Origin of the sequence: Novosphingobium sp. LASN5T (assembly GCF_003856955.1) — a bacterium.
Lineage (GTDB): Bacteria > Pseudomonadota > Alphaproteobacteria > Sphingomonadales > Sphingomonadaceae > Novosphingobium.
Window position 1 is genome coordinate 1 of record NZ_RQSI01000082.1, and the last position, 10,701, is coordinate 10,701.

Consider the following 10,701-nt stretch of genomic DNA (forward strand, 5'->3'; position numbering starts at 1 on the left):
GGTGGTTCCTTCGACGTGTTGAGGTCGAAGAACCCGTAATTATCTGGAGTGAAATCATGACGAACCGACGCAAATCCGAGCCTCCGGCTGCCGGACTCGACATAATCGCGGACTGCAAAGAATATGTTCTGGATTACCTCCTCCACAGCTTCCCGACCCAGCTTTATGAGAACTTCACCGACGGCGACGGCAATCTCGCGTCGAGGCCAGCCTATGACGAGGATGGCAATGTCGTGCAGTGCCGCGAGGCTTGTCAGCGGCACGACCGGCTGATCGAGCAATTGGCATCGATGGAACCGGTACAAGGCGCACTCGACCAGATCGTGCAGCGGTTCGGGACAGATATGGTGGCCGAGGTGACCGGCCGTTCGCGCCGGATCGTCCGCAAGGTCGATGCGAATGGCGAGCGGCTCGCGGTCGAGAACCGGCCTGCTCATGCCAACCTCGCTGAAGCGCAGGCGTTCATGGAGGATCGCAAGCAAATCCTCATCTTCTCCGATGCCGGGGGCACAGGACGCAGCTACCATGCCGATCTGGGCGCGAGGAACCAGCGGCTCCGCCATCACTATCTGCTGGAAGCAGGCTGGAAGGCCGATGCCGCGATCCAAGGCCTCGGCCGCACCAACCGCACCAATCAGGCGCAGCCGCCGCTGTTCCGGCCGGTGGCCACCAATGTTCAGGCCGAGAAACGCTTCCTCTCAACTATCGCGCGGCGGCTCGACACTCTGGGTGCGATCACGCGCGGACAGCGGCAGACCGGTGGTCAGGGGCTGTTCCGCCCCGAAGACAATCTCGAAAGCCCCTATGCCCGCGATGCGTTGCGCCAACTCTATGTGCTGCTCTATGCCGGAAAGGTCGAGCAATGCTCGCTCGCCTCCTTTGAGAGCATGACCGGCCTGTCGCTGACCGACGGCAGCGGGTGCCTCAAGGACGAGTTGCCGCCGATTACGACCTTCCTGAACCGGCTGCTGGCGCTTACCATCGAAATGCAGAATGTGCTGTTCACGGTGTTTGAGCAGTTGCTCGGCGCCAAAGTGCAAAGCGCAATCGCGGCGGGCAGTTACGATCTCGGGCTGGAGACGCTGACCGCCGACAGCTTCACCGTCACAGCCAGCGAGCCGATCTACGTCCATCCGGCCACCGGCGCAGAAACCCGGTTGCTTACAATTGCAATGCAGCAACGCAATCAGCCGGTCTCGCTCGAGCGGGCGCTCCAACTTCGGCGTGAGCCTGGCGCGCGACTGTTGGTCAATGCCCGCTCGCGGCGCGCTGCAGTCCAGCTGCCCGCTCGCAGCCTCATGCTCGACGATGGCGAGGTTGAACGCCGTGTCCGGCTGATCCGGCCAATGGAGCGGCTGAACTTCGCCCTGACCCACCTTCCCGAGACCCACTGGCAGGAGGTGGACGAGAGGACATTCGCGACCATCTGGCAAGACGAGGTGGTGCAAGTCGATGAATTCACGACAAGCGAACTGCACATCGTCACCGGCCTGTTGCTCCCCATCTGGAAACAGCTTCCCGAGGAATCGACGCGTGTCTACCGGCTCCAGACCGACGATGGCACCCGCATTGTCGGCCGCAGGGTGTCCGCAGCATGGGCAGCGAGCGCGACAGCCAGGCCAGACGCGCCAGTGTTATCGCCACCACAGGCAATCGCGTTGCTGCGGGAAGGCCTAGCCATGCTCGACCTTGCCGATGGGCTGCAATTGCGCCGGGCTCGGCTCATGCAGGTGAACCGGATCGAACTCACCGGGTTTGGTTCGACGGCGGTCGACCGGCTCAAGGCCATGGGGCTTTTCTCCGAGATCATCAGCTGGAAACTGCGTCTGTTCGTGCCTGACGACATGGTGACAGGGTCGGCTGTGCTCGAGCGGCTGTTCGAACGGCACCCCTTGGCCCGAATTTCTGATCGAAAGGCTGCCTGAGATGGCAAAGCTCTCCACGCGTGCGGCAGACTTGTCAGAACGGCTTGCACAGAACGTGCAGGCCGTTTGCCGCCATTATCTGCCCTCAGGCAGGCGCGAAGGCCGTTACTGGATGGTTGGCGATGTCGCGGGAACGCCCGGGCGTAGTCTCTACGTTCGCCTTTTTGAAACCGAACGCGGCGCGATCGGCAACTGGGTCGATGCCGCAACTGGCGAACATGGCGATCTCGTTGATCTCATCCGGCTCAACCAGCGGCATGGGCGTTTGTCCGAAACCATTGAGGAAGCCGAACTCTTCCTCAGCCTGCCACCATCGGCTTCGGACGATCAGCGCGGTGCCGCGTCATTCGCCAAGCCGACGCGCGCAGGATCCACGACCGCTGCCATACGCCTGTTTGCCGCCTCGAAACCACTGACCGGATCAATCGCGAGCACCTACCTACGGTCACGTGGCATCACACGCGTATCCGACCTGCCAGCCCTGCGCTTTCATCCGCGATGCTACTACAGACCAAACGAGGACGATGATCCAGCAACTGCGGGCGCTTTCCCCGCGCTGATCGCAGCAGTATCCGACAACGACGGCGTGGAGACCGGCGCCCATCGCACCTGGCTCGATCCATCCGGCAGCGCGAAGGCCAAAGTCGCATCGCCGCGCAGAGCGATGGGCAACATCCTCGGCAACGCCGTAAGGTTCGGATCTGCGGATGATATCATGATCGCCGGCGAAGGCATCGAAACCATGCTGTCGTTGCGCGAAATTCTGCCAACCATGCCGATGGTCGCCGCAACTTCGTCAGCCCACCTTGCAGCGATCTTGTTCCCGCCGACACTCCGGCGACTCTATGTCGCGCGCGACCGCGATGCTGCAGGCGACGCAGCGTTTGGCGTCCTGACTGAGCGCACACAGGCAGGAGGGATCGAACTCGTATCACTCATGCCGGACCTCGCTGACTTCAATGACGACCTCCGCCAGCATGGCGTTGCTGCACTGGCGGAACGGGTCCGCCATCATCTCCGACAGCAGGATCAGACACGCTTTTCCCTCGACATTGGCTGAGCCGATACGGGGTTGCAGGATCGGCGATGGCGGCGTGCATAGGACTTGAGCCAAGACCTGGCCCAGCCCGGCCTTCTTCGAGTGGCGTCCGAGAGACCGGCTGCCGCGAGGCCGCAATGGCGGTCATGCGGCTATTTTCCGGCGGCGCATCCGCGCCTTTCCATCGCGAACCAAAATAGCCGCCCGTCCGCCATCCTCCGCTGCGCTTCGGTCCATGCGGATGCAGCCTCGCGTCAGCCGGTCAGAGGGACGCCCATAAAGGCCGGGCAAGGTGCCCGGTCCCAAGGCTCCAAGGACCGACGCAATGACCATCACGCCCGATTCAGAACCCGAACACGAAACCTCAGCCACAGCCTATCTTCTCGATGAAATCGCCCTCTACGGCTATCGCCCCTTCTCCGACGAAGCCGACCCGCGGCCGCTCCCCGAAGAACGCATCGCCGCTGGCGCCGTCGCCGACATGTTCGATGCCCTCATCGCCACCATGATCGACACCAGGCTCGAACCCGATCTGGAAGACCTGTGCTGGTCGCTCGCCAACCTCTTCCACCGCGCCGAAGGCCGGATCCAGCGCGAACTCGACGACAACGAAGATGCCCAGAAGCGCAGCCAGCGCGAGCAGGATGGCTCCGAGGTCATGTCGGTCGAGCTCGAACGCCTGCTTCGCGAAGGCACCGGCTTGATCGAACGCCGCAACGCCATGGAATTTATGCGCGATGCCGCCGGCGACCAGTTCGAAGCGCATTTCCGCAAAGCCTGGACCCCGCGTACCGGGTCACTCGTCAACCATCGCACTATGACAGCCGCCATGATCGACAGCCGGGATTTTCTAGCCGCGAAGCGTCGCTCAGAAACCGAACCGCTGCTGCCGGTAGGCACCCGCATCGCGTTCACATCCGGACCTGAGTATCAGAACCACAGCCGGATATGGGCCGTGCTGGACAAGGTGCTCGCCAAATATCCAGACATGGTCCTGTTTCACGGCGGCAATCCCACCGGCGGCGAACACATTGCTTCGCTCTGGGCGCGCAATCGCAAGATCACCCATGTCCCGTTCCGGCCAGACTGGGAGCGCTTCAAGAAGGCCGCACCGTTCCGTCGCAACGACCAGATCCTCGAAGCTTTGCCAAAGGCTGTGGTTGCCTGTCCAGGAAATGGCATCAACGCCAATCTCGTCGACAAGGCGCGCAAGATGGGAATTGCGGTATGGGCAATTGAATGAGCACTATCGGTCCACATCACCCAATGTTTGACCTGATCCCTCCTACTACTCGAGAACGTGGTCGTTCAATTGTTGGTGCTGAAGGTCAGAAAACTGCCGCTTTAACGCAACGGGATCGTCTATAGAAAGCCTACTGGTGACTAATCGAGGAATATAGCTGCTTGGCTGTTTTCTTGATCACCCAGATTCGCAGCAAATAACTGCTAATCGTTAGACGAGCTGCCCTTCGAAATGAAGGGGGGCAAGAGAGCAAAGGTCTGCAAGCCCTAACCTCACACGGACTGCTTCAGCCAATCCACCAGCACCCTGACTTTGCGCGGAACGTAGGCGCTGGAGGGATATAGGATCCAAGCAGCGGTGTCGAAATCGGCAGCGGTCGCCTCCCATTGGGGGAGCAGATCCACCAACGCCCCGCTGGCAAGGTCCTCGGACACCATCCAGTCGGCAAGCAGCGCTGGCCCCATACCATCCGACGCAGCCCTGCGGATCGCCGGAGGGCTTGAGATCGCAAGCCGTCCGTGAACCAGAACCTGCCGGATCTCGCCACCGCGCCGGAACGACCATTGCGAACGGTAGCCCGGCAGCGTCAGCAGCAGGCATGACATCGCCGCAAGATCCTCCGGCGCAGCAAGGTTTCCGCTGCGGGCGAGCCAGTCGGCGCTTGCCACCACCCGGTAGCGCGTCGTCATCAGCCGCGTAGCGACCAGATCGCCGCTCGGCCGCACTGCGAGCCGCAGGGCAAGGTCGATACGCTCTGCCGCGATATCGACGACTGCGTCGGTCAGCACCGCCTCGACGGAAATCTCCGGGTAAAGCTGCATGAAGCGGTGAAGGCGCGGGGTGAGCCAATGGGCACCAAAAGCGGTCGATGCCGTGATGCGCACAAGGCCCGAAGGCTCGGTCAGCACATCACTTGCTGCGGCGCGCGCAGCCTCGAGTTCCGCCACCAGCGTGCCCGCGCGCTGCAGGTAGATCGCACCGGCCTCGGTCAGGTTCAGTCGGCGCGTGGTGCGATCGAACAGACGGAAGCCCAGTTCGCGCTCGAGCCCGGCGATGGTGCGTGAGACGATCGAGGGATCGACCAGCCGCCGGCGCGCGACGGCTGCAAAAGACCCCTCCGTCGCGACATCGACGAAGCATCTGAGCGCACCAAGCGAGACATCATCCGCATTCATTAATGCAACCTTCGCATGAATATAGTGCGTTTGGCAATCTTTCCGTCACAGTGAGCACGCTTCATCTTCGTCTCGCTCACAAACGGAGACCATGATGACCCACATTCTCAGACTCGATGCCTCGGCCCGTCCCGGACCGAACCTGGCAGGTGCCGAACAGGCGTCGTTCAGCCGCGCGCTCGGCGATGCTGTGCTCAAGGGGCTGGTGGCGCACGGGGCGCGGCTCGGCGCCGAGCGCGACCTCGGCGGGAACCCGCTGCCCGCGATTGCCGATGCGACCATCAAGGGCTTTTACGCTCCGACCGAGGCAATGACCGACGCCCTGCGTGCCGCCACCGCCTTGTCCGACACCCTGATCGCCGAAATCGAAGCGGCCGATGTGCTGCTCATCACCACCCCGATCTACAATTTCGGCACGCCTGCCGCGCTCAAGGCGTGGATCGACCAGATCATGCGCATAGGCCGAACCTTTGCCTATGAGGACGGCGCGTTCCGCGGTCTGGTCGAAGGCAAGCGCGCCTATGTCGCCTATTCCTACGGCGCGGGCGGCTATGGCGAAGGCGGGGCTCTCAACAGCTTCGATTTTCTGCGGCCCTATCTGACGCTGATCCTCAACTTCATCGGCATCACAGATGTCACCAGTTTCGCGGTCGAAGCGACCACCGCCGATGCCACAACCGTCGATGCGGCGATGGCCGCAGCGCTCGCCGAGATCGAGCGTCACTTTGTGTCCGAAGGAGTAGCGTGATGCTCAACAATGATATCGACCTCACCGGCCAAACAGCCATCGTCACCGGGGCGAGCCGCGGGATCGGTGAGGCGACCGCATGGCGTCTCGCGAATGCGGGTGCCAACGTGGTACTCTTCGCCCGCTCGGGCGCGGCGATCGAAAGCATCGCCGCTGCCATTGGTCCCCGCGCGCTCGCGATCGCCTGCGATGTGGCCGATTGGGAATCTGTCAGTTGGGCCATGGCCCGCGCGATCGAGCACTTCGGGCAGATCGATATCCTGATCAACAACGCCGGGGTGATCGATCCCATTGCCCGTATTGCTGACGCCGATCCGGAAGGTTGGAGCCGCGCGGTCGACATCAACCTCAAAGGCGTGTTTCACTGCACCCGCGCCGTGCTGCCAGTGATGAAGCGGAGCGGTGGTGGGACGATCATCAACATTTCGTCGGGCGCAGCCACCAGCCCGTTGGAGGGTTGGTCGCACTACTCTTCGACCAAGGCTGCCGTGCTGATGTTTACGCGTTGTGTGCACAAGGAAGAAGCAGGCAACGGTATCCGCTGCGTGGGCCTGTCGCCGGGCACGGTCGCAACACAATTGCAGCGGGAGATCGCGGCAGCCGGGCTCAACCCGGTATCGAAGCTCGCATGGTCGGATCACATTCCGGCGGAATGGGCGGCCGAGGCGGTCGTGTGGCTGACGAGCGATGCTGCGCACGTGCATGATGGCGGCGACTTCTCGATAAAGACCTACGTAGGGCGCGCGGCCGTCGGTCTTCCGCCGCTTTAGGCCAACCGAAACGGCTGCTCAGGGGCCGACACGAGATATGCCGCTGGTGGCCGAATTCCGATTGAAGCAGCCGGGCAGGTTTCAATGACCCGAAAGGGAGAGCTGCCTTCGCATTGCGTTGCCGCCTTTCCCGAAAACGATGGTATTTCGGGAACGAACCCATGTCGAATAGAGCGGCTAGGTGTAGACGCTTGCAATCGAACATGCGCCGCTCGCAATCGAGGCAGATTTATGCTCAGATTATCGGCCACTCGGCGCGGGGCGCTACTCAAGGTAATTGACGCCGTACTCGCAATTATCGGCGTTCCCCTGCAATCGAAGTGGGTTGCTCAGGCCATGTGACAATGACAGTCCATAAGGTCTAGCGATATCCTGTTCGCAAGGTTCCAGACGCTGTATGCGTTGCATTGTGGCAACGCCGCTGCGAGGTTGCAGCGGTCAGCATTGCAGGGAAATTGCAGCCTTGATCGCAGACTTCTATTTTGGCGTTGGCAGCCGCTATTCCTACCTCGCTTCGACCCAGCTTGCTGCGCTCGAAGCCGAGACGGGAGTGAAGTTTAACTGGCTCGCTGTAGACAGCGCTCAGCTGATTGCGGCGGCGCATGGCGGGCGCAGTCCCTTTGCCGGCACGAATGGCTCCGGCCAATATGACTGGGGCTATCGACAGAAGGACGCTGAAGCATGGGCGGCGTTTTATGGTGTGCCCTTCCGCGAGCCGCATGGCCGTCTTGCTCTTGACCCCAACCTGCTCTCGCTTGCCTGCACGGCTGCGCGGGGGCTCGGCGTCGCCGAGGCCTACGCTCATGCACTGCTTCGCGCGGTTTTCGCCGACGATCTGCCTGCCGTGGACCGCGCTGTATGTATCGCATGCGCTAGCAGGGTAGGACTGGACCGAGACGCCTTTGCAACCGCACTTGATGATGAGAACACATGGAAAGAGCGAGAGCGGGTTACGGCGAAAGCGATAGAGCAGGGTGCGTTCGGTGTGCCGACCTTTGTTGTCAATCAACGGCTGTTCTGGGGCAATGACCGCATAGTGCTGCTGCGCCATGCCTTGCTTCAAACAGGACCGTTTTAAGACCTTACAAAGCGGCATTCCGGATCGCGCAGCGCCGCGAAGATCAGTAGCTACTCGGCCTGCAGTTGGGAATACCAGTATCGTCGGGCGACCCTATTTCGGGTTCCTGGACGCACCCCGCTCTTTGCGGCCAATCCGTTGGCCGACCCCAAGCCTCCTTCAATCAACCCGTAAAGGGTCCGCTACGCTCTGCGTGCGGCCACTGCGGCTGCTCCTTCGTGGTGATTGCGGCTTTGCGCCGTCTGTCCGGGGCCTGTCGAGCGGGGATGGTCCCTGCTCCGAGACAGGAGCTCGGACATGTCACTCACCATCGCACAGCGTCACGCCTGGAGCCTCTCCCGTATCCTGATGGTCTGCGTCACCTTGTTCCACGCCGGTAACGGCTACGCCGCCGTTCCCACGGCTGAATTCGACGGCGATGACGACAGCGTGATTCACGAATATGACCCTTTCAATCCCTGACCGCGCCACATCGCTTTTCGCCACTTGGCTGGATGCCCATCGGGTATTCCAGCCGATGTGCATTTCTGCTATGGATTTCCTGCACATTGCGCTGCGGTGGAGGTGGAGAGCGCGTCCCTTGCCCTTGGTTCCAAGGAGGACGCCATGCTGATCGGCTTTGCCCTGATAATCGTCGCAGTATTTCTGTGCTGCGCGCTTCTGTTTCGCCTTTCGATCTATGCCTTGCCGCTGTTTGTTGCCTTTCTGGCCGGTTCGGCCCTTTATCGCAGTGGCAACGGCATCATCGCTGCGCTCGCCGCTGCGGCTATCGCCGCGATCATCCTGCTCGCTGCTGCTCAACTCGCACTGGCCATCGCCAAGTCCGACCTGACGCGGGCGGCGATCGGTGTCGCTTTTGCCACGCCCGCTGCCGTCGCGGGCTATCATGCAGTCCACGGCATCGCTGTGGCGACTATGCCGCCAAGCGCATGGCAGTTCGTTATCTCGCTGCTTGGCGCTACGATCGTCGCTGCTGCATCGTGGACGCAGTGGAGTCGAGTCTGCCCCTAGATTCGTCGATTTCCAAGCCCAGTCCGGCAGTTGCCGGCGAGGCTAGCACGACCGGTCCTGCCGGTACGAGGCAGGCGTTGTGATCAAGCGGCAGTCCTGCCGACTTCGTCTTGGGTTGGGCTGGTCTGGGCAGTTGCGGGGTCAGAGCAAGGCCGAGAATCCGCAACCAGTAAGGTACTGGGCCGATGCCAGCCGAATGCGGGGCTCTCGATCAACCCCGTAGTGGCCCATCGCAGTTGCCAACGTCTGGAGATGCGGTGACGACCTGCAACGCACCCTATCACGACACCTTCCCAATCGCAGCTCGGTCTAGAAAGTCCGGAAAGTGCCATGGCTCCCGATCAAGTGTGACCCGAGCCCAATGCCGCCTCTTCAATGGCTTTGGTTGGCAGGGGATGGCTTCGCCGCTTGATCCCTTGCTGCAACGCCGTCTGCACCGACTTTCTTCCCCTGGGCGTGCCGCCCATTCCTCGCGAGGCAAGAAAGCCGTCTGGCCGTCGTCCTCCACTGCGTTTCGGCCGTTCCGGTGCAGCGGGCGCAAGCCCCTGCCTTCAACCAGCCATCGAGGCCGCGATGGGCGCGGGTTCGACCAACTTGAAGGAATGCATCATGGCCAACATCGGAACTTTCACCAAGACCGGCAACGAATACAAGGGCGAGATCGTCACCATGTCGGTGCAGCAGAAGAATGTCCGCATCGTCCCCGAAGCCAGCGACAACGAAAATGCGCCGTCGCACCGGGTTTTCGTCGGCCGCGCGGAAATCGGCGCCGCCTGGACCAAGACCTCCAACGAAGGCCGCGAATATCTTTCGGTCAAGCTCGACGATCCCAGCTTCACCGCTCCCATTTTTGCCAACCTCTTCGATGACGAAGACGGCAATAGCTTCAATCTGATCTGGTCGCGCGCTCGCCGCACCAACGGCGACTGACCGCACAGCCAGCCCCGCCCGGCACCTGCCGGGCGGGGCTTCCGGCATTCTCATTCGTCTGCTGACGTCACTCTCATAAGGAGTTCTGAGGCTTCAATCCCGAGCGCTATGGAAAGATGCTCAAGCTTGTCGACCGAGGCACTGTAGCGTCCACGCTCAAGGCTGCTGACATAAGTCCGATCGAGATGAGCACGATGTGCAAGCTCCTCTTGCGACAGGCCGGCCGCCAACCGATAGCGTTTCAGATTCGCAGCCAGGACCTCGCGCAATTTCATTGCACGAACTCACCACCGTTGCAGAGTATTTAACAACGGAGTATACTCTTCACGGTTGGAGTTCGGCTGGGTTCAGCAGGCTGCCAACGCGCACGGGCTATCCGCGAAAAGGTACAAGTCTCTGCCCGTTGTTGAACAAGCCAAGTTTTCCCCATTTTGGTGGGTCTTGGTGCTAAAAGACTGTGGATGCAGAAACGAGTCGAAACTGAAGGCTCGGACCATGACGATCGTTCCTTTTGAAGACAGCCCGCCCCTCTCGGATACGGTAACGCCGTATGACGAACGCCATTTTGTCACATATTTACGGCTACTTGACGCCGCCGATGAAGGTGCGGACTGGACCGAAGCTGTGCAGATCGTTTTTGGGATCGATCCTGCCCTGTTGGGGTGGACGGCTCCCAACGGCATCGCAATGTGCCAGAGTGAGTGCGTTGCAAGACTCAATCAAGGGAGCCGCCCGTGGAGCAAATTACCCGCATAGGCATGGATACGTCAAAGAACGTTTTT

Annotated in this window: 12 protein-coding genes; 10 read left to right on the forward strand and 2 right to left on the reverse strand. The window is 61.4% G+C overall.

The window, feature by feature from the left end; translation table 11 throughout:
- The 3 genes from EH199_RS23365 to EH199_RS23375 all read left to right on the forward strand — a co-directional run.
- On the forward strand, window positions 1-1,925 hold a 1,925-nt coding region (locus EH199_RS23365; protein WP_223806895.1), incomplete at its 5' end, for a strawberry notch C-terminal domain-containing protein.
- A 1-nt stretch (window position 1,926) separates the two neighbouring features.
- Window positions 1,927-2,985 (forward strand): toprim domain-containing protein, encoded by a 1,059-nt coding sequence (locus EH199_RS23370; protein WP_124811448.1) that lies wholly within the window; start codon window positions 1,927-1,929, stop codon window positions 2,983-2,985.
- A gap of 304 nt (window positions 2,986-3,289) precedes the next feature.
- A complete protein-coding gene (locus EH199_RS23375) occupies window positions 3,290-4,207 on the forward strand; it encodes a DUF2493 domain-containing protein (RefSeq protein ID WP_124811449.1) in 918 nt (305 codons plus the stop codon).
- A 272-nt stretch (window positions 4,208-4,479) separates the two neighbouring features.
- Here the strand turns inward: EH199_RS23375 and EH199_RS23380 are convergent, their stop codons facing one another.
- Window positions 4,480-5,382 (reverse strand): LysR family transcriptional regulator, encoded by a 903-nt coding sequence (locus tag EH199_RS23380; RefSeq protein ID WP_124811450.1) that lies wholly within the window; start codon window positions 5,380-5,382, stop codon window positions 4,480-4,482.
- Between the two features lie 91 nt (window positions 5,383-5,473).
- On the opposite strand from EH199_RS23380, the gene EH199_RS23385 reads away from it, so the two are divergent.
- From EH199_RS23385 to EH199_RS23405, 6 genes are all read left to right on the forward strand, one after another.
- Complete coding sequence (locus EH199_RS23385; RefSeq protein WP_223806896.1) at window positions 5,474-6,130, forward strand: FMN-dependent NADH-azoreductase; 657 nt, start codon at window positions 5,474-5,476, stop codon at window positions 6,128-6,130.
- A complete protein-coding gene (locus EH199_RS23390; RefSeq protein ID WP_124811451.1) occupies window positions 6,130-6,900 on the forward strand; it encodes an SDR family oxidoreductase in 771 nt (256 codons plus the stop codon). The genes EH199_RS23385 and EH199_RS23390 overlap by 1 nt, the downstream gene beginning before the upstream one ends.
- Before the next feature lie 463 nt (window positions 6,901-7,363).
- Window positions 7,364-7,978 (forward strand): 2-hydroxychromene-2-carboxylate isomerase, encoded by a 615-nt coding sequence (locus tag EH199_RS23395; protein WP_190287407.1) that lies wholly within the window; start codon window positions 7,364-7,366, stop codon window positions 7,976-7,978.
- A 297-nt stretch (window positions 7,979-8,275) separates the two neighbouring features.
- The gene (locus EH199_RS24545) at window positions 8,276-8,440 is read left to right on the forward strand and encodes a hypothetical protein (RefSeq protein WP_190287408.1); all 165 of its coding nucleotides are present in this window, start codon (window positions 8,276-8,278) and stop codon (window positions 8,438-8,440) included.
- 144 nt (window positions 8,441-8,584) lie between these two features.
- On the forward strand, window positions 8,585-8,989 hold the full coding sequence (locus tag EH199_RS23400; protein ID WP_124811453.1) for a hypothetical protein: 405 nt from the start codon (window positions 8,585-8,587) through the stop codon (window positions 8,987-8,989).
- 609 nt (window positions 8,990-9,598) lie between these two features.
- Window positions 9,599-9,919, forward strand: a complete 321-nt coding sequence (locus EH199_RS23405; RefSeq protein ID WP_124811457.1) for a DUF736 domain-containing protein — start codon at window positions 9,599-9,601, stop codon at window positions 9,917-9,919.
- Window positions 9,920-9,969: 50 nt separating this feature from the next.
- On the opposite strand, the gene EH199_RS23410 is transcribed toward EH199_RS23405, so the two are convergent.
- Window positions 9,970-10,194 (reverse strand): helix-turn-helix domain-containing protein, encoded by a 225-nt coding sequence (locus tag EH199_RS23410; RefSeq protein ID WP_124811454.1) that lies wholly within the window; start codon window positions 10,192-10,194, stop codon window positions 9,970-9,972.
- Between the two features lie 220 nt (window positions 10,195-10,414).
- Between EH199_RS23410 and EH199_RS24550 the strand changes: the two genes are divergently transcribed.
- Window positions 10,415-10,675 carry a hypothetical protein gene (locus EH199_RS24550; protein WP_190287409.1) on the forward strand — a complete coding sequence of 87 codons (261 nt, stop codon included), beginning with the start codon at window positions 10,415-10,417 and terminating at the stop codon, window positions 10,673-10,675.
- Window positions 10,676-10,701: the final 26 nt, after the last annotated feature.

Excerpts from the sequence above, each read along its gene's own strand:
- EH199_RS23370 (WP_124811448.1), top strand. The coding sequence starts at position 1,927 with ATGGCAAAGCTCTCCACGCGTGCGGCAGACTTGTCAGAACGGCTTGCA.
- EH199_RS23375 (WP_124811449.1), top strand. The coding sequence starts at position 3,290 with ATGACCATCACGCCCGATTCAGAACCCGAACACGAAACCTCAGCCACA.
- EH199_RS23380 (WP_124811450.1), bottom strand. The coding sequence starts at position 5,382 with ATGAATGCGGATGATGTCTCGCTTGGTGCGCTCAGATGCTTCGTCGAT.
- EH199_RS23385 (WP_223806896.1), top strand. The coding sequence starts at position 5,474 with ATGATGACCCACATTCTCAGACTCGATGCCTCGGCCCGTCCCGGACCG.
- EH199_RS23390 (WP_124811451.1), top strand. The coding sequence starts at position 6,130 with ATGCTCAACAATGATATCGACCTCACCGGCCAAACAGCCATCGTCACC.
- EH199_RS24545 (WP_190287408.1), top strand. The coding sequence starts at position 8,276 with ATGTCACTCACCATCGCACAGCGTCACGCCTGGAGCCTCTCCCGTATC.
- EH199_RS23400 (WP_124811453.1), top strand. The coding sequence starts at position 8,585 with ATGCTGATCGGCTTTGCCCTGATAATCGTCGCAGTATTTCTGTGCTGC.
- EH199_RS23405 (WP_124811457.1), top strand. The coding sequence starts at position 9,599 with ATGGCCAACATCGGAACTTTCACCAAGACCGGCAACGAATACAAGGGC.
- EH199_RS23410 (WP_124811454.1), bottom strand. The coding sequence starts at position 10,194 with ATGAAATTGCGCGAGGTCCTGGCTGCGAATCTGAAACGCTATCGGTTG.
- EH199_RS24550 (WP_190287409.1), top strand. The coding sequence starts at position 10,415 with ATGACGATCGTTCCTTTTGAAGACAGCCCGCCCCTCTCGGATACGGTA.